This window comes from Nonomuraea sp. B12E4, from assembly GCF_039871825.1.
Lineage (GTDB): Bacteria > Actinomycetota > Actinomycetes > Streptosporangiales > Streptosporangiaceae > Nonomuraea.
The window spans coordinates 1-20,304 of record NZ_JBDPME010000038.1 but is presented as its reverse complement, the minus strand read 5'-3'; the positions used below and the strand labels follow the sequence as shown (position 1 = coordinate 20,304).

General features: G+C 71.1%; 21 protein-coding genes. 8 read left to right on the top strand and 13 right to left on the bottom strand.

Annotated elements, in window-relative coordinates; all coding sequences use genetic code 11:
* Position 1 precedes the first annotated feature (1 nt).
* Genes ABGB18_RS44310 through ABGB18_RS44285 form a run of 6 tightly spaced genes read right to left on the bottom strand, consistent with a single transcriptional unit; the run spans position 2 to position 5,134 of the window.
* Complete coding sequence (locus ABGB18_RS44310) at positions 2 to 676, bottom strand: ABC transporter permease (protein WP_347701717.1); 675 nt, start codon at positions 674 to 676, stop codon at positions 2 to 4.
* Complete coding sequence (locus ABGB18_RS44305; protein WP_347701716.1) at positions 673 to 1,455, bottom strand: ABC transporter permease; 783 nt, start codon at positions 1,453 to 1,455, stop codon at positions 673 to 675. Before ABGB18_RS44305 ends, ABGB18_RS44310 begins: the two co-directional genes overlap by 4 nt.
* Positions 1,452 to 2,156, bottom strand: a complete 705-nt coding sequence (locus ABGB18_RS44300; protein WP_347701715.1) for an ATP-binding cassette domain-containing protein — start codon at positions 2,154 to 2,156, stop codon at positions 1,452 to 1,454. The genes ABGB18_RS44305 and ABGB18_RS44300 overlap by 4 nt, the downstream gene beginning before the upstream one ends.
* Positions 2,157 to 2,215: 59 nt before the next feature.
* Positions 2,216 to 2,881 (bottom strand): response regulator transcription factor, encoded by a 666-nt coding sequence (locus ABGB18_RS44295; RefSeq protein WP_347701714.1) that lies wholly within the window; start codon positions 2,879 to 2,881, stop codon positions 2,216 to 2,218.
* A complete protein-coding gene (locus ABGB18_RS44290; protein ID WP_347701713.1) occupies positions 2,874 to 3,989 on the bottom strand; it encodes a sensor histidine kinase in 1,116 nt (371 codons plus the stop codon). The genes ABGB18_RS44295 and ABGB18_RS44290 overlap by 8 nt, the downstream gene beginning before the upstream one ends.
* A gap of 35 nt (positions 3,990 to 4,024) precedes the next feature.
* The gene (locus ABGB18_RS44285) at positions 4,025 to 5,134 is read right to left on the bottom strand and encodes an epoxide hydrolase family protein (RefSeq protein WP_347701712.1); all 1,110 of its coding nucleotides are present in this window, start codon (positions 5,132 to 5,134) and stop codon (positions 4,025 to 4,027) included.
* A 63-nt stretch (positions 5,135 to 5,197) separates the two neighbouring features.
* Between ABGB18_RS44285 and ABGB18_RS44280 the strand changes: the two genes are divergently transcribed.
* Positions 5,198 to 6,166, top strand: a complete 969-nt coding sequence (locus tag ABGB18_RS44280; RefSeq protein WP_347701711.1) for a YafY family protein — start codon at positions 5,198 to 5,200, stop codon at positions 6,164 to 6,166.
* Here ABGB18_RS44280 and ABGB18_RS44275 read toward each other — a convergent pair.
* A complete protein-coding gene (locus ABGB18_RS44275; RefSeq protein WP_347701710.1) occupies positions 6,136 to 6,750 on the bottom strand; it encodes a TetR/AcrR family transcriptional regulator in 615 nt (204 codons plus the stop codon). The two genes, ABGB18_RS44280 and ABGB18_RS44275, sit on opposite strands and share 31 nt — an antisense overlap.
* A gap of 104 nt (positions 6,751 to 6,854) precedes the next feature.
* Between ABGB18_RS44275 and ABGB18_RS44270 the strand changes: the two genes are divergently transcribed.
* From ABGB18_RS44270 to ABGB18_RS44260, 3 genes are read left to right on the top strand one after another with little or no spacing between them, the layout of a single operon-like run.
* Positions 6,855 to 7,166, top strand: a complete 312-nt coding sequence (locus ABGB18_RS44270) for a hypothetical protein (RefSeq protein WP_347701709.1) — start codon at positions 6,855 to 6,857, stop codon at positions 7,164 to 7,166.
* Between the two features lie 21 nt (positions 7,167 to 7,187).
* A complete protein-coding gene (locus ABGB18_RS44265; protein WP_347701708.1) occupies positions 7,188 to 7,787 on the top strand; it encodes an RNA polymerase sigma factor in 600 nt (199 codons plus the stop codon).
* The gene (locus ABGB18_RS44260) at positions 7,780 to 8,634 is read left to right on the top strand and encodes a hypothetical protein (RefSeq protein WP_347701707.1); all 855 of its coding nucleotides are present in this window, start codon (positions 7,780 to 7,782) and stop codon (positions 8,632 to 8,634) included. Before ABGB18_RS44265 ends, ABGB18_RS44260 begins: the two co-directional genes overlap by 8 nt.
* Before the next feature lie 15 nt (positions 8,635 to 8,649).
* On the opposite strand, the gene ABGB18_RS44255 is transcribed toward ABGB18_RS44260, so the two are convergent.
* The gene (locus tag ABGB18_RS44255; RefSeq protein ID WP_347701706.1) at positions 8,650 to 9,555 is read right to left on the bottom strand and encodes an aminoglycoside phosphotransferase family protein; all 906 of its coding nucleotides are present in this window, start codon (positions 9,553 to 9,555) and stop codon (positions 8,650 to 8,652) included.
* Positions 9,556 to 9,795: 240 nt separating this feature from the next.
* On the opposite strand from ABGB18_RS44255, the gene ABGB18_RS44250 reads away from it, so the two are divergent.
* Entirely contained in the window at positions 9,796 to 11,031 is a 1,236-nt protein-coding gene (locus ABGB18_RS44250; RefSeq protein ID WP_347701705.1) for an epoxide hydrolase, read from the top strand.
* Positions 11,032 to 11,284: 253 nt separating this feature from the next.
* Here the strand turns inward: ABGB18_RS44250 and ABGB18_RS44245 are convergent, their stop codons facing one another.
* Genes ABGB18_RS44245 through ABGB18_RS44230 form a run of 4 tightly spaced genes read right to left on the bottom strand, consistent with a single transcriptional unit; the run spans position 11,285 to position 15,251 of the window.
* Entirely contained in the window at positions 11,285 to 11,932 is a 648-nt protein-coding gene (locus tag ABGB18_RS44245) for a hypothetical protein (protein WP_347701704.1), read from the bottom strand.
* Between the two features lie 4 nt (positions 11,933 to 11,936).
* Positions 11,937 to 13,085 carry a hypothetical protein gene (locus tag ABGB18_RS44240; RefSeq protein WP_347701703.1) on the bottom strand — a complete coding sequence of 383 codons (1,149 nt, stop codon included), beginning with the start codon at positions 13,083 to 13,085 and terminating at the stop codon, positions 11,937 to 11,939.
* 31 nt (positions 13,086 to 13,116) lie between these two features.
* The gene (locus tag ABGB18_RS44235) at positions 13,117 to 13,575 is read right to left on the bottom strand and encodes a hypothetical protein (protein ID WP_347701702.1); all 459 of its coding nucleotides are present in this window, start codon (positions 13,573 to 13,575) and stop codon (positions 13,117 to 13,119) included.
* Positions 13,572 to 15,251, bottom strand: coding sequence for a hypothetical protein (locus ABGB18_RS44230; protein WP_347701701.1), 1,680 nt, complete (start codon positions 15,249 to 15,251; stop codon positions 13,572 to 13,574). Before ABGB18_RS44230 ends, ABGB18_RS44235 begins: the two co-directional genes overlap by 4 nt.
* A 52-nt stretch (positions 15,252 to 15,303) precedes the next feature.
* Between ABGB18_RS44230 and ABGB18_RS44225 the strand changes: the two genes are divergently transcribed.
* The 3 genes from ABGB18_RS44225 (at position 15,304) to ABGB18_RS44215 (ending at position 18,011) form a co-directional block, all read left to right on the top strand.
* Positions 15,304 to 16,602, top strand: a complete 1,299-nt coding sequence (locus ABGB18_RS44225) for a histidine kinase (RefSeq protein WP_347701700.1) — start codon at positions 15,304 to 15,306, stop codon at positions 16,600 to 16,602.
* Positions 16,599 to 17,309: a response regulator transcription factor gene (locus ABGB18_RS44220; protein ID WP_347701699.1), complete on the top strand. Its 711-nt coding sequence runs from the start codon at positions 16,599 to 16,601 to the stop codon at positions 17,307 to 17,309. Before ABGB18_RS44225 ends, ABGB18_RS44220 begins: the two co-directional genes overlap by 4 nt.
* A gap of 390 nt (positions 17,310 to 17,699) precedes the next feature.
* Complete coding sequence (locus ABGB18_RS44215; protein WP_347701698.1) at positions 17,700 to 18,011, top strand: hypothetical protein; 312 nt, start codon at positions 17,700 to 17,702, stop codon at positions 18,009 to 18,011.
* A gap of 147 nt (positions 18,012 to 18,158) precedes the next feature.
* Here the strand turns inward: ABGB18_RS44215 and ABGB18_RS44210 are convergent, their stop codons facing one another.
* Positions 18,159 to 19,394: a hypothetical protein gene (locus tag ABGB18_RS44210; protein WP_347701697.1), complete on the bottom strand. Its 1,236-nt coding sequence runs from the start codon at positions 19,392 to 19,394 to the stop codon at positions 18,159 to 18,161.
* Between the last annotated feature and the right edge of the window lie 910 nt (positions 19,395 to 20,304).

Sequence of the window (20,304 nt, the reverse complement as noted above, 5' to 3'; positions counted from 1 at the left end):
GTCAGGCGTCGCGCTGGGCGAAGGCGGCGACGGCCGTGCCGAGCAGGCAGACGACCCATGCCGCCATGACCACCGCGCCCTGACCGGGGGTCAGCACGTCCGGCGGTCCCGGGCGGAACATCCGTGCTCCGGCGAGGTCGGGCAGGTAGGCGGCGTACTCGGTGAGCGTGGCGAGCAGGGGCGAGACGGCGAACGCGAGCGTCAGCATGATCCCCAGCGCCGTGAGCACTCCCCTGACCAGCAGCGCGACGGCGAACGCGAGCGCGCCGACCAGCACCAGGTAGGCGGTGGCACCGACCGGCACTCCGGTCCGGCCGGCGACCCGGCAGGCCGCGACGACGGTGACCGCGGCGAACGGCACGGCGATCAGGACGTACGCCGCAAGTTTCGCCACCGTCAACGCCACCCTGCCGGGGACGGCGGCCAGGGTGGTGCGGATCGGGCCGCCACCGTACTCGGCGGCCACGGTCAGCACCCCGAGCAGGATGAAGCCGGCCTGCGCGTACGTGATGACCTGGAACGCCACGTCCGCGGGCGAGTCGACGCCGGCCCGCCCGGCCACGAACGCCAGCCCGGCGGTGACCGCGACCGTCGTGCCGACGGTGGCCGGCACGGCGGGCAGGCTGCGCAGCTTGATCAGTTCGGCGGCGACGACCCGCCACAGGTGGCTCGTCACGCGTCCCGCCGGGTGAGGACGAGGGCGGCGACGGCGAGCAGCCCGGCCGTCCAGGCGAGCATCACCAGCCCGCCGGGGACCGGGCCGAGCATGCCTTCCGCCGGGTAGTCGGGGCTGAACATCTGCGTCCCCGCGACATCGGGCAGGTATTTCGCCAGGGGTGTGGCCCGGGTCAGCAGAAACGAGAAGGACACCATCGAGGAGTTGACGACGAAGAAGATCATCGGCACGATCCCGCTCCTGGCGACCAAGGTGACGGCGAAGGCGAGCAGCGACATCAGCACCCAGTAGGCGACGGCCCCGGCGACCCGCCAGCCGAGCGTACCCGCCAGCTCGTCCCAGGTGTGCCCGTGCTCGCCGAGCACGGTCTGGGTCAGCCAGATCGTGGCCGGGACGACGACGGCCGCCAGCACGCCGGACAGCACGACGAGCACCGAGGCCTTGGCCATGAGCAGCGTGCCACGCGCGGGGACGGCGGTGAGGCTGGCGGTGATCTGCCGGCCGCCGTCGGTGTCCCGGTTGCCCCGCGTGTACTCGCTGCCGGCGAGGACGATGCCCAGCACAATGGGTCCGATGACCGCGAAGGGCACGAGATAGAAGCCGACGTTCAGCGTGGAAACGGTGCCGACGACCTCGGGGCCGCCCGCGTCGAGGCGGGCCGCGATCTGGCTCGCGGTCTGCGCCGCCAGGCCCGGCATAGCCGCGACCGTGAAACCGATCGCGACCAGCGCCGACGGCAGGGTGAGCAGTTTGCGGAACTCCGCGGCCACCACCCTCACCGGCTCAGCCCCTCGGTGAGAGCGAAGAACGACTCCTCCAGGGAGGCGTGCCCGCCGACGACCTCCTGGACCGATCCCCGGGTGACGATCCGGCCCGCGTTGATCACCACAAGGTCGTCCGCGGTCTCCGCCGTCTCGCCCATCAGGTGGCTGGACAGCAGCACCGTACGCCCCTCGGCCGCGTACGCCCGCAGGAACCCGCGGATCCAGCGGATGCCCACGGGGTCGAGACCGTTGACCGGCTCGTCGAGGACCAGCACCTCCGGCTCCCCCAGCAGCGCCGCCGCGAGGCCGAGCCGCCGTCCCATCCCGAGGGAGTACGTCGAGACCCGCCGGCCCGCGACGTCCGCGAGCCCCACCACGTCCAGCACCTCCCCCACCCGCGACCTGGGGATGCCGTTGCTGCACGCCAGCCAGGTCAGGTGGGCCCGCGCGCTCCGGGAGCGGTGGGCGCCGCTGCCGTCGAGCAGCGACCCGACCGTGCGCAGCGGGTTCCTGATCTCCCGGTACGGCCGGCCGCCGACCAGCGCGGTCCCGGCGTCGGCGAAGTCGAGACCGAGCAGGATCCGCAGGGTCGAGGACTTGCCCGCGCCGTTCGGCCCGAGGAACCCGGTCACCCGGCCGGGACAGACGGTGAAGCTCACGTCGTCCACGGCGAGCTTCCTGCCGTGGCGCTTGGTGAGGCCGATGAATTCGATCACCGGTCCAGGGTGGCCGTCGCGTGCCGGACGGCGCATCGGCCAAAGGTTGACACCGGCGCTCAGCGCAGGGTGTCGACGAAGCCCGACTCGTAGGCGAGGATGACGAGCTGCGTGCGGTCACGCACGTCGAGCTTGACGAACAGTCTGCTGAGGTAGGTCTTGACCGTCGCCCGGCTGAGGAACAGCGCGGCGGCGATCTCCTCGTTCGACATCCCCCGCACGATCGCGGCCACGACGTCACGCTCCCGCGCGGTCAGCAGGTCGAAGCGCGCCGCCCCGGCCGCCCGCCCGGGGCGCCGGTCGGCCAGCTCGGCGATCATCCGCCGGGTCACCTCGGGGGCGAGCATGGCGTTGCCCTCGTGCACGATGTGGATCGCCCGCAGGATCTCCGCCGGTGGCGTGTTCTTCAGCAGGAATCCCGCGGCGCCCGCGCGCAGCGCCTCGTAGACGTACTCGTCGAGGTCGAAGGTGGTGAGGATGACGACCCTGGTGGCGGGGTGCCGGGCGCAGATCGCGGCGGTCGCGGCCAGGCCGTCCATGACGGGCATGCGGATGTCCATCAGCACCACGCCGGGTCGCAGCCGGTCGGCGGCCGCCACCGCCTCCCTGCCGTCGCGCGCCTCCGCGGCGGTGACCAGCGCGGGATCGCTGTCGACCAGTTCCCGCAGTGACGCCCGCAGCAGGTCCTCGTCCTCGGCGACGACCACGGTGACCGGGTCAGGCATCGGCGGCCTCCAGCGGGATCGCGGCGCGGACGGTGAACCCGCCGCCCGGCCGGGGCCCGGCGGTGCACGAGCCACCGAGCAGTTCGACCCGTTCCCGCAGGCCGATCAGGCCGTAGCCGGGCGGGTGGCCGCCCGTGGGGGCGGTTCGCGGGCCGTCGTCGTCGATCTCGACGCGGACCGTACCGCCGGCGCCGCTGACGCTCACGCGGCAGTGCGCGCCGGGGGCGTGCCGGGCGACGTTCGTCAGCGCCTCCTGCACGATCCGGTACGCCGCCAGCCCCACCGCCGGCGGCACGCCGGTGACGTCGGTCATGGTGAACGCGATGGGCAGCCCGGCCTGCCGAGACCGCTCGACCAGCTCCGGAATGTCGGGGACGCCGAGCCGCGGGTGGCGCTCGGCCCCTTCGCCGCCGTCCCGGACCGCCCGCAGCACCCCGCGCAGTTCGTCGAGCGCCCGCCTGCTCGCCGACTCGATGCGGGCGAGCTTGCCGCGCATGGCCTCGGCGTCGCCGCCGACGTGCAACGCCACCCCCGAGGTGATCGCGATCGTGCCCAGCGAGTGTGACACGACGTCGTGCACCTCCCTGACCACGCGGAGCCGCTCCTCGGCGACCGCGCGCTCCTTCTCGGCGCGCGTCGCCTGCTCGGCGGCCTGCCTGCCGCGCCGGACCTGGGCGCCGAGCACCCATGCCGCGGTCAGCGCCAGCAGGCTCATCATCGCGTACCGGACCACGGCCTCCGCGCCGGCGGGTCCGGTCACCATGAGCAGGCCGATGACCACGCCCAGGACCACCGGGATCGAGGGCAGGAACCTGCGGCCACCCCACCTGAGCGCCACCGGGTAGAGCGTCCAGGCCGCCGCGAGGAACGGGTCGTCCGCCATGCCCGCCGCCGCGCCCGCGAGCGTGGCCGCGGCCACCAGGACGAACGCCGGCAGCGGCGACCACGACCTGACCAGCAGGCCGACGACGAGGATCGCGATCAGCACCGTCTCGGCCTGCGCCGGCGGGTCGAGCGGGAGCCAGAACACCAGGACGCACAGCAGCGCGGCGCCGAGGTCCTGGGCGACCGTGCCGGCCCGTCCCGGGATGGTTGAGGAGGGGGCCATGCGCTGCACTCTAAACCGCCGGCCCCCTCCGGCGGTCAGCGCAGCTCGCCGTAGAAGGTGCGCAGGTCGTCCACGAGCACGTCGGGCACGGTGTGGGCGGCGTAGTGGCCGCCGCGCTCGTACGACTTCCAGTGCACGATGTTCTGGTGGTCGCGCTCGGCGAAGGTGCGCATGGACACGAAGTCGCCGCCGAACATCGCCAGGCCGGTCGGGACGGTGGTGGGCCCCTTGGGCTGCTCGGCGTGCGCGTCCTCGTAGTAGAAGCGGGTGGCCGAGGTGGCGGTGCCGGTCAGCCAGTAGAGCATCGTGTTGGTCAGGATGAAGTCGGCGTCGACGCCGTCGCCGAAGAGCTGCGAGTTCCAGCCCAGCAGCCCGACCGGCGAGTCGAAGATCGCGTACGACAGCGTCTGCGGCTGCTGCGAGAGCAGGGTGTTGTACGACATCTTGTTGTCGTAGAACCACTGGAGCACTTCCAGCCCCTTCTGCTCCTCCGGGGTGATCTTCTCGAACTCGGCCGGATCGCCGGACGGGAACGAGAAGAGCTGGGTGACGTGCACCCCGACGACATGCTCGGGATCATGCCGCCCCAGCTCGGGCGCGACGAACGAGCCGGCGTCGTTGCCCGCCGCGCCGTAGCGGTCGTAGCCGAGCCGCCGCATCAGTTCCGCCCACGCCCTGGCGGTGCGGTACCGGTTCCAGCCCCGCTCCTTGGTCGGGCCGGAGAAGCCGAAGCCGGGCAGCGACGGGATCACCACGTGGAACGCCTGCGCCGGATCCTCGGGGTCGGTGAGGGGCTCGATGACCCTCAGGTATTCCACGATGGAGCCGGGCCAGCCGTGCGTGAGGATCAGCGGCAGGGCGTTCTCGTGCCGCGAGCGGATGTGCAGGAAGTGGATGTTCTGCCCGTCGATCTCGGTGGTGAGCTGCGGGTGGCGGTTGATCTCGGCCTCATGAGCGCGCCAGTCGTACCCGTCGCGCCAGTGGTCGGCGAGCCTGCGCACGTAGTCCACCGGGACGCCGTAGTCCCAGCCGGCGCCCGGGATCTCGTCAGGCCACAGGGTGCGGTCGAGCCGGTCGCGCAGGTCGTCCAGCCGGGCCTGCGGAACGTCGATGCGGAAGGGCTTGATCTCGTGGTTTTCGCTCATGGCAAGAACACTACGGACCCTTCCGGTCAACCTCTGTCCTGAAGTCCTGGCACAGTGGGAAACATGTTGGAGACCTCGGCGCGGCTGCTGCGCCTGCTGTCGTTGTTGCAGGCCAGGCGGGACTGGTCCGGCACGGCCCTGGCCGAGCGGCTGGGCGTGAGCGAGCGGACCGTGCGCCGCGACGTCGATCGGCTACGCGACCTCGGATACCCGGTCGACGCGACCCGGGGCACCTACGGCGGTTACCGGCTGGGCGCCGGCACCGCCATGCCGCCGCTCCTGCTCGACGACGACGAGGCGGTGGCGGTGGCGGTCGGGTTGCGCACCGCCGCCGGCGGCGGCGTCGCCGGCATCGAGGAGACCTCGGTACGCGCGCTCGCCAAGCTGGAGCAGGTGCTGCCCTCCCGGCTGCGGCACCGGGTCAACGCGCTGCAGGTCTACACCGAGCCCGTGCCGGCCGACCGTCCCGGCCCCGAGGTCGACCCGGGCGTGCTGACCGCGCTCGCCGCGGCCTGCCGGGACCAGGAGCGCCTGCGGTTCGACTACCGGGCCCACGACGGTTCGGCGGGCGTGCGGACCGTCGAACCGCACCGGCTCGTGGCGTGGGGCCGCCGCTGGTATCTGGTCGCGTGGGACGTCGATCGCGACGACTGGCGGACGTTCCGGGTGGACCGCGTCGAGCCGCGCGTGCCCACCGGGCCGCGTTTCCCGCCGCGCGATCCACCCGAGGGCGGCGCGGCCGCGTACGTCGCGCGGGGCGTCTCGGCCGCCGCCTGGCGCCACCGCTCCCGGATCGTCGTCCACGCGCCCGCCGAGGTCGTGAGCGAGCGCATCAACCCCGCCGTCGGCGTGGTGGAGGCCGTGGACGCCGACACCTGCGTGCTGAACACCGGGGCGGACAGCCTGCACACGATCGCCGTCCACATCGGCCTGCTCGATCTGGACTTCGAGGTCGTCGAGCCGCCGGAACTCATCGACCACATCCGCGCCCTCACCGCCCGCTACGCCCGCTCCACCGCGGGAACGCCCTGACGCGCGGTGGAGCAGAGCTGGGCGGTCAGCGTCCGGGTGGCCCACTCCTGCCAGCGCTCGCGTGACCAGCCCCGCTCCCGTACGAACAGCAGGTACAGCTCGGGGCTGAGCAGCCCGTACAGCAGGTCGGCGGCCTCCTCCTCCGCCAGCCCCGGCCGCGCCCCGGGCTTGCCGACCAGCGCCTTGGCCGCACCTTGCTTGACGACATACCGGAGATCGACGCCGTGCGGCCACAGCGCGGCGACCTCGGGGTCGCTCGCGACCGCCGCCTCCACGGTCTTGATGATCGGCGCGACGCGTTCCAGGACCGCGGTCGTGCCCGCGACGTAGGCGCGCACCATCTCCTGGGCGGTGCCGGCGGCCAGCGCCGTCACATACCACGGCCGGTCCATCGTGGCCACCGGCTCGTCGTCGCCCACGATCGTGACGTCGACCAGCTCCTTCAGCAGGGCGCGCTTGTTGCCGAAAACGAAGTAGATCGTCTGCACCGCGACCCCGGCCTCGGCTGCCCGCCAGGCCGCACACGACATGTCCGCGGCCAAGTCGGCGTTCGAGCTGGTCCGCGACGCCACGGCGGAGGACATCGAGATCCTGGCCGAACTCTGACCGGCACCCCCGGCCCCGGACTCCGGAGCCGGGGGCTTCGGCTCATGGAGCCGCCGAAGCGCTGCGGGAGGTCCTCCAGGAGTTGCTCGCCGACGAGCAGCCGCTGCGCCGCATGGGAGCGCTGGTCGCCGGCGCCGACATCCGCTACCCGATGCCCGGCACCGGCCACCACGTGCCGGCCGGTGCCTTCGCCCCCGACCTCACCCTGCACACCGACCAGGGCATCACCAGCGTCGCGGAGCTCATGCACCCCGCGCGGCCCATCCTCCTCGACCTCCCACACGCCCAGGAACCGAACATGGGCCGAGATCGGAGCTGCTGGGCCGCGGCGCCGACGCCGTTCGAGAGACTCGGGAACCGCATGCCTCCGACTTGGCAACAACTGCTGTCCTGATCTTTTGCCGAAAGGCCACACATGAGCGACATGAGCCGGGCGGAGGGCGATGACGCCTCCCATATCAAACGTTCCTTGCATGAACCAGACGCCTTCGCCGAGGTTTTCCGTCGACATGCGTCCGACATCACCCGGTACGTCACCAGAAGGCTGGGGGTGAACGCCGCCGACGACGTGGTGGCGGAGACGTTCCTGACGGCGTTTCGCCAGCGCAGGCGCTACGACGCGACTCACCCGAATGCTCGCCCATGGCTGTACGGCATCGCCACCAACTTGATCGGCCGCCACCTGCGTACGGAGTTGCACCAGCTACGCGTCCTGGAACGAACGGGCACCGACCCGGTGACGGCTCCCTTCACCGACCGCAGCGACGACCGGGTCAGCGCCGAGGCCTCCCGCCGCCGCCTTGCGGGGGCGCTGGCGACGCTGCCCCAGGGCCACCGTGACGCGCTGCTCCTCGTCGCCTGGGCCGGACTCACCTATCCGGAGGTCGCGGAGGCGCTGGACGTACGCCTCGGAACCGTGCGTTCGCGCATCAACCGGGCTCGGGAGAGGTTGCGCAAAGAGCTCGGAGGAGTCAACCCCATGGCCATCATCAGCGAGGAGCCCGTCCATGAATGAGATGACCGAGCTCGAACACTTCCGCTCCGAAGTGCCCCCGCCCACGCCGGACGCCCTGACCGCCCAGGAAGACCGCCTCCTGAACGCTCTGGCCACCGCCCCCGCCGCCGGGCGCCGCAGCCGTCTTGTGCTCGCCGGCCTGCTCACCGCGGCCGCGGTCGCCACGGCGGTCGTCGCGGGACCGACGCTGATCAGTCAGGACCTCTACCCCACCGCCTACGCCAACTCCGCCATCGACGTCCAACTGCGCGGCGACGAGTACGTGGCCAGGATCATAGACCCATTCGCCGACCACACCCTCTACACCGAAGCGTTCAACGCGCTGGGCCTGGACGTCGCCCTGGTCCTGCGGCCTGCTTCCCCCACGGGAGTCGGTCAAATCTTCCGGCTGGGCTTCGACGGCACTACGCGGAAGGACCGCCTCGGAGGGGGCCTGGAGCCGGAAGGCTGCACCTATGGGCATCCCGGCTGCGCCCTGACCGTCACCGTCACCAAGGGCTTCAGCGGCAAGGGCACGATCTATATCGGGCGCCCGGCCAAACCGTCGGAGTCGTACCAGAACAACGCGGACGCCGGCAGGAAGGGCGAGTCACTTGAGGGCTACGACCCGAACGGCCACACGGTCGCCGAGGTCCTCGCCGAAACGCGCAAACGCGGCCTGGAGGTGATGTACCAGATCATCCAACCCGCCCCCAATGGGGAGGGCTTCTCGGTGAATCCCCGCGAGCGGTCCGCCAAGGTGGGCGACCACTGGATCGTCTGGGCCGCCGAGCCTTACCGGCAGGGCGCGGTACGCCTGCTGGTGTCGGAGAAACGCGTGGCGAAGAACCCCGTCTACGGCGACTGACCCGACCATTGGAGGTCAATCCGGGCTGGATGTCAGCACACGATCGAGCGCCGCCCGGCCCGCGGGCCCCCATGCCGGCTTGCCGCCAGGAAGGCCCCGATCTCCGTTCTGGCCCATAAGCAGGAGGAACAGGCTTTTCATGGCAGCCAGTCCGCGGGCGCGCCGGATCGTCGCCTGGTCCGCATGCGCGTACAGGTCGAAGAACCGTGAGGCCGCGCCCGCGGGAAGCAGGACCCACGCGGCCGCGAGGTCCCACGCCGGATCGCCGGCGAACATGTCACCGAAATCGATCACGCCCGAGAGCGTCCCGTCCGAGACGACGACATTCGCGGGATGGAGGTCACCGTGCAGCCATACGAGCGGCCCCTCCCACTCGGAGGCGGCAACGGCATCGTCCCAGACCGCCCGGACGGCCCCGACGTCGGGGGCGAGGTTGCCAGGGTCAACGGCCTGCAAGAAGTGTTCGAAGCCCCCCGTGCACTCCTTGGGGTGACCGCCGCGGTCCGAACTGGCCGGTGCCTCTGCGGGCGCCTCCACATGGAGCGCCCGCAGAAAGCCCGCCAGAGTGTCGGCCGCGTGGTCGCCGCGGCTGATCGTGGTGCAGTCGAGCGGCTCGCCGGGAACCCACGTCATAATGGTCCAGGGCCTCGGGAAGCGCGCGGACGGTTCACCGATCCGCACAGGGACCGGGATCGGGAGCGGAAGGCGCGGGGCCAGGACGGGCAGCCACCGGCGCTCGTTGTGCTGGCTGTTCGCGGCACTTTCCATGCGCGGCATGCGCACGACCAACTCGTCTCCAAGACGCCACTGTTGGTTGCCCCAGCCGCCCACAACCTCCCGGATGGCCAGCCTCGCAAGGTCCGGATGCTGCTCCTGCAGCAAGGAGCGCACCAAGCCCTCGTCGATCTCGACACTGTCCATGTATGACGTTCCCGCCGTTTGTGGGTATCGGCATCTGACTTCTCATGATCGTCGGGACAGGATATCGGGCGTGTCAAGGTGGTCGAGTGGCGACGGCAGGAGGGCATCGGTCGCCTGGCCGGCCGGCTCGACCCGCACCACCGGCAGGCGGCGCCTGCTTGAAATAATGGTCCGGCTCGCCGCCCGGCCATCCAACAGGCCGACGGCACCGCTTCCCCGTACCCGGTAAGGAACCACGGCATGACCACCCCGCACGTCTTCCCCCTGGAGCCCACCCCGATCCATGTGTCCGACGAGGTCCTCGATGACCTGCGCGCCCGTCTCACATTGACCCGTCCGCCGCTGGACGAGGGGAATGAGGACTGGTCCTACGGCGTCCCGGACGGCTATCTGCGTGAGCTGGTCGCCTACTGGCGCGACGGCTACGACTGGCGCAAGGCCGAGGTCGCCATCAACACCCACGAGCACTACCAGGTGAGCGTCGCCGGTGTCCCGGTGCACTTCATGCGCAAGCCCGGTCGCGGTCCCCGCCCGATCCCGCTGATCCTCACCCACGGCTGGCCGTGGACGTTCTGGCACTGGTCGAAGGTGATCGACCCGCTCGCCGACCCGGCCGCGTTCGGCGGTGACCCCGCCGACGCGTTCGACGTCATCGTGCCGTCCCTGCCCGGCTTCGGTTTCCCCGGCCCGCTCACCGGCTTTCCGGACGTCAACTTCTGGAAGGTCTCCGACCTCTGGCACACCCTGATGACCGAGACTCTGGGATACGAGAAATACGCCGCCGGGGGCTGCGACATCGGCGGGATCGTCTCCAGCCAGCTCGGCCACAAGTACGCCGACGAGCTGTACGGCATCCACATCGGCTCGGGGCTGCCGCTCGACTTCTTCACCGGCCCCCGCGCCTGGGACTTCGCCCGGAATCGCCCCCTCACCGACGACCAGCCCGCCGACGTCCGCGCCCGCATCATCGAGCTGGACCACCGCTCGGCGTCCCACCTCACCGTGCACATGCTCGACGGCGCCACCCTGGCCCACGGGCTGAGCGACTCACCCGCCGGACTGCTCGCCTGGCTGCTGGAGCGCTGGAACGCCTGGAGCGACAACGACGGCGACGTCGAGTCCGTCTTCACCAAGGACGACCTGCTCACCCACGCCACGATCTACTGGGTGAACAACTCCATCGCCACGTCGATGCGTTACTACGCCAACGCCAACCGCTACCCCTGGACCCCCGCCCACGACCGCACCCCGGTCGTGCAGGCCCCGGTCGGCCTCACCTTCGTCACGTACGAGAACCCGCCCGGCATCCACACCGCCGACGAGCGCGTCCGGGCGTTCAAGACCGGCCCGCAGGCCGATTGGTTCAACCACGTCAACGTCAACGCCCACGACCACGGCGGCCACTTCATCCCCTGGGAGAACCCCGACGCCTGGGTGAGCGACCTGCGCCGCACCTTCCATGGCCGCAGACCCTGAACGACCCTGCGGGCTCATCTGGCGCCGAGTACGGCTCGGCCGGTCGGGGAACATGTGCTTTTCGAGGGTGCAGGAAGCGCTTGCGGTCGGTGCCGGTGATGGTGCGGGCGGCGATCTTCGCATCGAGTCCCCAGCCCCCCGAACAGCCACGCTGAGATGTCGGCTGTCGCATGACCGCGATGACCGTGCGGATGACACGCAGTTGCCCTTCGGTCTTGTCATCCATGGTCTGATCTTTCCAGGTTCGGCCTCGTCAGACGCCCAGCGCCGCGAGATGACGGGAAGGTCGGTGACGTCGCCAGGCGACGGCCAGGGAGGCGATCAGTCCGAGGACGGGCAGGGTGCAAAGGGCCCAGCTCAGCGCCAGAGGCGGGCCGGGCTGCTCCAGGACCGTGACGTTGTCGAGCGTGCCTGTTCCCTGCCCCTGAGGACCGTTGATGGCGAAGGTGAAGCTCCACCGTCCGGCCGTGGGCAGCGACTGGACGTCCAGACCCCAGACGGACCGTTTGCGCGGGTGGCGGGACAGCGGGCCCGCCCTGCGCTTGCCCCTCTCCATGCCGGGGCCGGTCATGCTGAGCGTGCCGGATTTGCCGATCAGTCCCCCGTCGGGGGCGAAGGTGAAGTCCAGCGACTGCATGGCGCGCAGCGGCCACGTGGAGAAGCCCACGGTCAGGTGGTACGGGCCGGCCTGCACCTGCTCGGTGTGGACGACCTCGACCGGCGCGTACGCCTGCTCGGGCTCCGCCGCCGGCGCGTGGGCCTGGGCGGAGGGGGCCGGGAACGGGATCACGGCTCCCATGACGCATACGGCGAGGAGCAGGTTGCGGGCGCGGTGCTTCGGCGCGTGGCGGGTGGCGCGGTCCGGTCGGGGGCGTGACGGCAGGTACGTTCGGACGTGCATCGGGTCAGCGCCTTTCCTGGTCGGCGGCGGGCGTGTTGAGGTGCAGCAGGACGGCGAAGCGGGCGGCGAGGTGGCCGGCCAGGGCACCGAGTGCCAGCCCGAGGATCACGTCGATCAGCACTGTGGTCGCCGATGGGGTGGTCTGGCCCATCGGCCCTCTCCCCCCTCCTCCGCGCAGCATCGATGTCTGCACCAGCATGGACAGGCTCACCACCACGCCGCCGGCGGCGCCGACGAGTTGCGGCAGCCGGCGGGCCGACCAGCCCCGCTCGCGCCCCAGCCAGAGCAGCCCCTCGATCACCAGGGCCGCGGCGAGCATGAACATCGGTATGCCGGCCGGGAGCACAGGCGCCATGTCCCTGAGGTTGTCCCGCAGCGGCAGCCCGACGTCGCCGGCGTAGACCCTCGTGGCCCACGGCGAGAACCACCAGAGAAAGAGCTGCATGGCGCCGAGGACGACCGCGATGGACAGGGCCACCCGCCGGCGACGCAGGGTGATGGCTCCCATGAGGACGAAGCAGACGGCGAAGAAGACAGTGCCCGCGAGCTTGGGGTCGATGGGCAGGGCCACTCTCTGGAAGGCGTACGTGGTGATCGGGGTGAACGTCACCAGCACGGGGATGCTGACGACGAGCCCGATCCGCCCCCAGCGCTGCGCGCGGGCGGCGGCGAAGGCGATGAGGCTGCCGATCATGGTCAGGCTGATGGAGATGAACAGGGCGACGTGTGGCGGGGAGTCCAGTACGGCGTCGAAGCCGTACAGGGAGTGCCACCACAGGTCGAGCAGCCCGTAGAGCAGGAACAGCGCGCCGCCGGTTCCGGCGACGAGGTATCCCAGGGGCGCGGTGAACGTGCCGCCGAGAACCCGGACCGGACTGCCGCCGACAGCTGGGTCGGCGGGGCGCCCGGCCCGTTGGGCGAAGGTGGCGCGGAGCACCATCACCAGGCTGGCGATGCCGGCGATGGCGCTGCCGGCGTACAGGATCAGGTGCGGGAGGGTGAAGAAGGTGTCCGGGCCGACCTCGATGTGCCACTGCACATCCCAGCTGATGCCGACCGTCGACATCAGCGTTCCGGCCAGCACGGTGTACGCGCCGGCCACGCCGGCCGGCGGCCGGATGGACGGGGGCGCACTTGCGCGAACGGGATCCATCGGACATGCCTTTCTCGAAGGGTGTACGCGATCAGGGGGAAACCGTGAAGGGGAAGACGAGCCGCCCGTGACGTCCGTCGCCGTCGATGGCGACCAGGAACTCCCACCGGCCGGACATCATCAGCGGAAGGCCGGCCACGTGGTAGCTGTTGTCCGCGGCCTGCACGGCGGTGAAGTCGGGTGTTGCGTGGCCCGCGGTGGGCAGCGCCGCGGAGACTGTGACGACCGGTGATGACCGGACGGCCGCGTCGCGCGGTACGAGCCGGACATGGACCGGGGTGACTCCGGTGACGGGCGCGGAAACCGTCAGGGTCACCACATCGTGGGCGGTGCCGCCTGTGAGGGTCACCGCGCCAGGCGGGACGGAGTCGGACGCGGGCCGCGTCCCACCTGACCACGGCGCCCACAGGGCATGAACCGACAGCGCGGTGAGCAGGATCGCCGCTACGACCACCGCGGCCACCAGCAACCGCCGACCGGACGGGCTCATGGGGTCCTGTCCTCCGTGCCGGTGACGTGGAGCAGGAAGGGAACGGTCAGGATGGTGTTGTCGCGCTCGGCCTGGATCCAGACCCGGTAGTGGCCGGCGGCCGGAAAGGTGTAGACGAAGGCGACGTCGGGGCCGTAGGCGGCGACGGTCTCATCGGCGGTGCTGTCGCCGTTGACGGAGGTCAGCCCGCTCATCGAGTGCGTCTCCGAGGAGGAGGTGGGCAACGATGACGGCGACGAATGCGTCCCCATGTGCGACGTCTCCCGCGTGCCGCTCACGTCATGGGTACTGTCCGGCATCGCGCCCATGGAGTGGGAATGGGCCCAGAGCTGGGCTTTCTGCGTCTCCGCCCCCACCGCTGCCGTGGGCGAGACCGGACCGACGACGACCAGGTGGCCGAGCATCCCGAGCCAGGGCTGCAGGGTCGCCGTGTCCCCCACGCGGGCGGTCAGGACGGTGGCCTTGCCCGCCACCAGCGGCGACGCGGTCAGCCGTACCTCGACCCCCGCAACGGTTCGCGAACCGGTCCCTACCCGCGACGGAGCGTCACCGGCCGTGGTCCGCGCGCCGGCGCCGGACACCACGTCGATGCCGGTGGCGGAGCGCAGTTGCTGGACGCCGCCGCCCCGCCGGGCGAACTCAGCGGAGACCGCGTAATGGCCTGCCTCGGGCAGTGACAAGGGAACCTCGAACTGGCCGGGTCCGGTCCGTACAGGGTGCAGGTGCCACAATCGTCCCGAAGGGCCGATGATCAGCAGGTGCATCAGCGCGCCGTCGTGGACGACGACGTCGTTCAGGGGCAGGCCGGTGGCGGCGTCCGACAGGGTCAGCCGCAGCTCGGCGGCCTCGCCCGCCCGGTCCGTGGAAGACGACAGCAGCAGTGTGGCTGGCGGGCGCGAGTAGTCGCTGGTCTGCTGACCGACGTAGGCGTAGGGATCATTGACGCCGTCGATGGTGGCGTCCACCTGGCCGCCCTGGGACGGCGGCAGCGGCAACTGGGACGACAAAAGCGCGCCGGTAACCGCCACGGCCAGGCAGGCTACGAGCCCGCCGGCGGGCACCAGCGTCCACCAGACGTGCCGCGCCCGTACGGCGACCAGGACGGTGACGAGGATGAGCACCCCGGCGCCGGAGAAGCCCAGGTAGGCCGCGGCCTCGGCGGGCGAGGTGGTCTGCTTCGGCACGATGAACGGAATCGTCGCGGTCCTCTTCTCGTCGCTGAGCGACAGCTCCCACGGGCCGGCCTGGGTGACGTCCAGCACCGCGGAGTAGGTCCCCGGCCGGCTCCCCAGCGTGACCACGGCGGTGTCGACGGTCGTGCCGGACGCCGAGGCCGCGGACGCGGAGGTTGAGACCCCGGTGGGCACCGCCGCCAGGTTGAGGGCGCCGGCGGGCGTGCCCGCGTGGGTGATCACGTCCACGTGCAGTGGTCCGGGCACCCCGGTGACCCGGCGCAGGATGACGGTCAGCTCCCGGTCGCCGAGCGTCTGGGCGACGTGCACGTCGCCGCCGGTGGAGTCCGCCCCGGCCTGTGGGCTGAAGGCGAGCATCAGGGTCACACCGGTCAGCAGTACGGCGAGCCCGGCACCGAGACGGAGCGGACGGGCAGGCCGGAGGTAAGGAGCCGTGCGCGGGAATCTGTCGTACTCCCTCGTACGAGCGGCGGAGTCGTTCATCGTGCGGGCAGCCTAGGGAGGCCGCCCGCCCCTGTCGTCACGGCGCCAGGGGATGCGGGTCCCCCGGGCGGGGGACTCGGCCGCCGCCGCCGACCAGGCATCATGGGAGGTCGTGAACGAGAAGGGGGTGCCGGTGCCCGACAGGGAGGGACGTGCCGGGCCTGGTGCCGGGTCCGTCCGCATCGACGTCAATGGGCCTCTGACCCGTCAGGCGATCGTGATCGCCGCGGTCACCCTGGTGGTGGACGCCCTCACCTTAGCCCACTCCACCGGCTCCCCCGCATTTCCGGCGGGATGGCGCTGGGCCATGCTGGCGGCGATCGTCGTGGTGGACGCCGGCCTGGCCAGCGCACCGCGGCTGTCGGGAGTGGTGGCCGTCGCTCAGGCGACGGTCCAGGCAGCGGGCACGTTGTTGACCCCCGAAAACGCGCTGCCGCCCTCACTGAACAGCGCGGGCCTGCTCATCTCCGCCTACCGGGTGGGTGCCTGGCTGGACCGGTGGCCGGCGGTGGTGTCCCTCCTCTTCCTGGTCGCGGGGATCCTCGTGAGACCGATCCTCAGCGAGACGAACTTCGCACAGGCGCACCTGGTGCTCTCCCCCATGGCCAGCGCGCTGCTGCCCTGGCTCGTCGGCCGGTACACCACCGCCCGACGCGCGTACATCGCCGAGCTGGAACAGCGCTCCGAGCGGGAGAAGGCGGAGGCGCGGCAGGCCCTGGCCGCGGCCATCGCGGAGGAGCGCGCCGGCATCGCCCGCGACCTGCACGACGTGATCTCCCACCACGTGAGCGCCATCGGTGTCCACGCCGGGGTGGCCCGGTTGCGGGCAGCGGCGGCACCGGGCGCTCCCGACCTGGCGGACTCGCTGACCGCCGTGGAGACCTCCAGCCGGGCGGCGATGCTCGACCTGCGGCGGCTGCTGGACGTCCTGCACGGCAACCCGTCGGGAGAGGACAGCCAGCCCGGGCTGGACAACCTTCCCGACCTCCTCGACACCCTGCGCGCCGTTGGCCTGCGGGTGCGGGTGACCGTCCACGGCGTCCCGTCTCCGCTGCCGGAGTCGCTGGACATCGCCGTGTACCGGGTGGTGCAGGAGATGCTCACCAACGCCCTGCGGCATGGCGCCGGCGGTGTCGCGGAGGTCGAGCTGCGCCACGCTTCCGCCAGCCTCACCGTGACCACCTCCAACCTCCTCGGCACGCGGGTGCGTGCCCGGCCGGACTCGCCGCACCGGGGGCTGCAGGGGATCCGCAGCCGTGCCGCCGTGTTCTCGGGCTCCACCAGCTACGGACCGGCACCCGACGGCAGGACCTGGACCACGACCGCGACGTTCCCCTTGGGCCCCTCATGACCTTGCGCGTCCTGATCGCCGACGACCATGCCATGTTCCGCTCGGGTCTGCGCGCCGTGCTGGACACCCAGCCCGACCTCGCCTGCGTAGGCGAGGCGTCGGATGGCCGGGCCGCCGTGAGCGAGGTGCTCCGGCTGCGTCCCGACGTCGCGATCATCGACATCCGCATGCCCCGGCTCGACGGCCTGCGCGCCACGGAGGAGATCCTCGCGGACCCGGCCAACGCCACCAAGGTCATCCTGCTGACCACCTACGACCACGACACGTACGTCCACCGCGCCCTTCGGGCAGGAGCCAGCGGATTCCTGCTGAAGAGCCTGCCGCCGGAGGAACTGATCGCGGCCGTCCGGGTGGCCGCGCGCGGCGACGCCCTCATCGACCCCTCGGTGACCCGCCGTCTCAGCGCCCGTCTCGCCGACGGCATCGCCCCTCCCCCGCCTCCGGCCGATCTGGACCTCCTCACCACACGGGAACGCGAGGTGCTGCTGCTGCTCGCCGGCGCGTACAGTAACGCGGAGATCGCCGACCGTCTCGGGATCGGCGACGAGACCGTCAAGACGCACGTGTCACGCATCCTGACCAAGCTGAATCTGCGGGACCGCGTGCACGCGGTCGCCTACGCCCACCTCAACGGCCTCGTCGGCCAGGCCCCCGCTCCTGCCCCTCGGCCTGGCCAGACTTCCCGGGTAGCGAGAGCCCGGCGGTGACGGCGTCCAAGGCTGTCGCAGGTCGTCGTGCTCGCTGCCGACCGGCCAAATCGTGATCAGCGCCGACCGCCACCGGCTGTTCCCCGAGGCCCATTGGCATCGTGTTTTCTGAGGCGGCATGGTCACCGTAGAGGGTGTGACCGGGGGCCGTCGTGCCAGAGGTTGCGGCCGTCAGCCTGGTGAGAGTCTCGCCTATCCCCGGCGGGTGTAGCGTCTCCCCGCGCAGTTCCCGCAGGTGCCGCGCGCCCATCGCGGCGAACATCTTCGGCATCTCGTCGAAGGCCGTCGTCACCGTGTACCCGACGCGGCCGCGCCTTCGCGCAGTCCATCACCCTCGAGGCCCCGGACTCGATCGGGGTACGCGAGACGGCCCGGCTCTCGGGCAGCATCGTGCAGCCGCAGGGCGTGCCGGCGGGCACGCGGGTGGTGCCGCTGCGCTACCCGATGTCGGTCGGCTGGAGCGGCTCGGCCAACCTGGCGATCGGCAGCGGCAAGGCGGCCGCGGACGAGGCGCGCCGCAAGGGCAAGGCCGCGATCCTCGACCCGCGGACCCGGACGCTCACCGCGCTGAACCGCGGCACGGTGACCATCACGGTGACCATCACGGTGACGAACGAGTCGATGCGCGCCTACACCGACGACGGTTCCCTCGCACCGATCACGACCTCGAAGACCATCCAGGTCGTACGCGACGGCAAGTGACCGTCGCCCCGCGGATCGGCTCCTGAGCGACCTGCCCTGCGAGTAGCTCAGGTCAGATCGAGAACCTGTCTGACACGTACGTTGGCGACATCGTCGTCCCTGCGACCACGATGTCGCCCTCGACCATCAATGAGAAACCAGGCGGAGTCAGCGCCGCGAAGACCGGAGTTCGGCCGCCACGGCCCGTTCCCGCAGCTGAGCCGCTTCGGCCCGGGCCGCCTCCAGCTCAGCCCGTAGATCCTCAAGCCGCACCCGCTCCAACCTCAGCTCCGCCCGCAACTGATCGCTCTCCGACCTCGACTCGTCCCGGACCCGGTCACGCTCCTTGACCGCTGCCTCGGCCCGGGACTTCTCCCGCGAGACGGCCCTACGCTCTCGGGCCAGCGCCGTGGCGGCCTCCTGCTCGACCTCGGCCATCTTTCCGGCCAGGAGCTCCGCCTCGGCCGCCGCCCGCCGAGCCTCCTGCAACGACACCGCGCGATCGCGTTCGGCCTCGGCGGCGGCCCGCTCGGCGCTGACGGCTCGTTGCACGGCCCTTTCCCTCTCCTGCACCGCCGCCTCCTCCCGCGCCGTGGCCCCGATCATCTCGCGCTCGGCCCGCTCACGTCCGCGTACAGCGGCCGCCGCCTCCTCCTGCGCCCGATCCCGCTCCTCCCGCGCCCGCTCGGCCTCCCCTTCGGCCCGCGCGACCAGCGCCCGCGCCTCAGCAGCGGCTTTCTCGACGAGCTCCCGTGCCTCGGCAGCGCCCCGCTCCACCAGAACCTGTGCCTCGGCAGCGTTCTTCTCGACCATGCCCCGGGCCTCGTCTGCGGCCCGGTCGGCCCGAGTCTCAGCCTCCCGGGCGCTCCTTTCGGCCGTCTCCACCCGCTCGGCCAGCTCCTGAACGGCCTGATCCCGCGCCTCCTCCACCACCCTGACCTGGCGCGCCGCCTCCCGGCCGCGTTTCTCGGCCAGCTCCGACCGCCGCTGTGCCTTCTCGGTCTCCTGCAGCGCCTGCCGCTCGGTGCTCGCCGCCTCCCGCAAGGCGGCCAACGCCTGCTCCCGGGCCCGCTCGGCATCGCCCAACGCGGTTTCCCGCTCGTTCTCGGCCTCTTCGAGCCGTTCCCGCATCTCGGCCGTCTGCCTGCGAGCGTGCTCCGCGGCCTCGCGCGCCAGCCGCACCTGCTCGAATGCCTGCTCCCGCTCGGTACGCGCGATGGCCACCCGCGTGTGGGCCTCGGCCTGCACCGCACTCAGCTTCGCCTCGACCCCCGCCGGACTCAGCTCGTCGGCCAGCGCCCGGGCCAGCGGCTCGATGGCCGCCGCCAGCCCGCTCTCCATCCGGTCGTACAACTGCTCGGCCCTGGCCAGCGCCCCCTCCAGCCCAGGCGTGGCGCGCCGCAACTCCCGCTCCCGCTTGGCCGCCGCCTGACAGTCCTTCTCAGGACAGTAAGCCTTGGGCCGCCCTCTCCCCCGCCGCTGCTCAATCGCCGCCCCACAGTGCTTACAAGGCGTCACCACACCACTCTCGACAGTCACGCAGCCAGCTTACCATTTTCTATTTTCTAGAAAATCAAATCCAGAAAACCAGATCTGTTGCATCACTCGTGGCTGCTATCAACTTGCGGGAATGGGATGTTCCCGCAAGTTTCATCTGTGCGAGCTCACAGGTCGAACCGCAGCTCTCCTGCGGATCGCCACGAAGTTGTCCTGGGTAATGCCATGAGGTGCCAGTGGAAGTTGTGACTCGTCATCAAACTGTCCTGCAGGTTCGTCACCGCCTGTCGCAGCGTCGTATTCACGCTGCCCCTCGCTGGCGACCTCGGCGGCCGTGGTGCGGTCTTCAGCATCCGCGGCGGCCTGGCGGGCTTCGAACTCCTCCAGGGCCTCCCGCGCCGCCCTTCGGGTCGCCTCATCGGCCAGCAGAGCAGTCTCAACTGCTGCGGGATGTCATGACATAAGTGATAGCCGACGGCCGCGTCCCGCTCTTTCCGCTTCTTTCTCGACCACAACCGTTCAGGGCCCAAGGCCGCCATGCGGTTGCGGGACATGATCGGCCCCGGTGTGGCGCCTTCCCTTGGCCTCGATGACTCGTGCGCCCAGCAGGACGGGAGGTGAAGCCGTGACGTAGCGGTGGATCCTGTTGTTCGTAAGCTCGTCGTCGCTTGCCGGTGTGAGTCCGGTCCGTGGACCGCCCCGGGAATCTTGGAGGCTACGATTCCTGCGAACTTGCGAATGACATAGCAGATTCCTGCGCCTTAAAGAAGGCGCCTTCGTACTCCTTCGGCGGAATATTGCCACAGAACGAGTGGAG

Excerpts from the sequence above, each read along its gene's own strand:
- ABGB18_RS44295 (WP_347701714.1), bottom strand. The coding sequence starts at position 2,881 with ATGCCTGACCCGGTCACCGTGGTCGTCGCCGAGGACGAGGACCTGCTG.
- ABGB18_RS44290 (WP_347701713.1), bottom strand. The coding sequence starts at position 3,989 with ATGGCCCCCTCCTCAACCATCCCGGGACGGGCCGGCACGGTCGCCCAG.
- ABGB18_RS44285 (WP_347701712.1), bottom strand. The coding sequence starts at position 5,134 with ATGAGCGAAAACCACGAGATCAAGCCCTTCCGCATCGACGTTCCGCAG.
- ABGB18_RS44280 (WP_347701711.1), top strand. The coding sequence starts at position 5,198 with ATGTTGGAGACCTCGGCGCGGCTGCTGCGCCTGCTGTCGTTGTTGCAG.
- ABGB18_RS44275 (WP_347701710.1), bottom strand. The coding sequence starts at position 6,750 with ATGTCCTCCGCCGTGGCGTCGCGGACCAGCTCGAACGCCGACTTGGCC.
- ABGB18_RS44265 (WP_347701708.1), top strand. The coding sequence starts at position 7,188 with ATGAGCGACATGAGCCGGGCGGAGGGCGATGACGCCTCCCATATCAAA.
- ABGB18_RS44260 (WP_347701707.1), top strand. The coding sequence starts at position 7,780 with ATGAATGAGATGACCGAGCTCGAACACTTCCGCTCCGAAGTGCCCCCG.
- ABGB18_RS44255 (WP_347701706.1), bottom strand. The coding sequence starts at position 9,555 with ATGGACAGTGTCGAGATCGACGAGGGCTTGGTGCGCTCCTTGCTGCAG.
- ABGB18_RS44250 (WP_347701705.1), top strand. The coding sequence starts at position 9,796 with ATGACCACCCCGCACGTCTTCCCCCTGGAGCCCACCCCGATCCATGTG.
- ABGB18_RS44245 (WP_347701704.1), bottom strand. The coding sequence starts at position 11,932 with ATGCACGTCCGAACGTACCTGCCGTCACGCCCCCGACCGGACCGCGCC.
- ABGB18_RS44240 (WP_347701703.1), bottom strand. The coding sequence starts at position 13,085 with ATGGATCCCGTTCGCGCAAGTGCGCCCCCGTCCATCCGGCCGCCGGCC.
- ABGB18_RS44235 (WP_347701702.1), bottom strand. The coding sequence starts at position 13,575 with ATGAGCCCGTCCGGTCGGCGGTTGCTGGTGGCCGCGGTGGTCGTAGCG.
- ABGB18_RS44230 (WP_347701701.1), bottom strand. The coding sequence starts at position 15,251 with ATGAACGACTCCGCCGCTCGTACGAGGGAGTACGACAGATTCCCGCGC.
- ABGB18_RS44225 (WP_347701700.1), top strand. The coding sequence starts at position 15,304 with ATGCGGGTCCCCCGGGCGGGGGACTCGGCCGCCGCCGCCGACCAGGCA.
- ABGB18_RS44220 (WP_347701699.1), top strand. The coding sequence starts at position 16,599 with ATGACCTTGCGCGTCCTGATCGCCGACGACCATGCCATGTTCCGCTCG.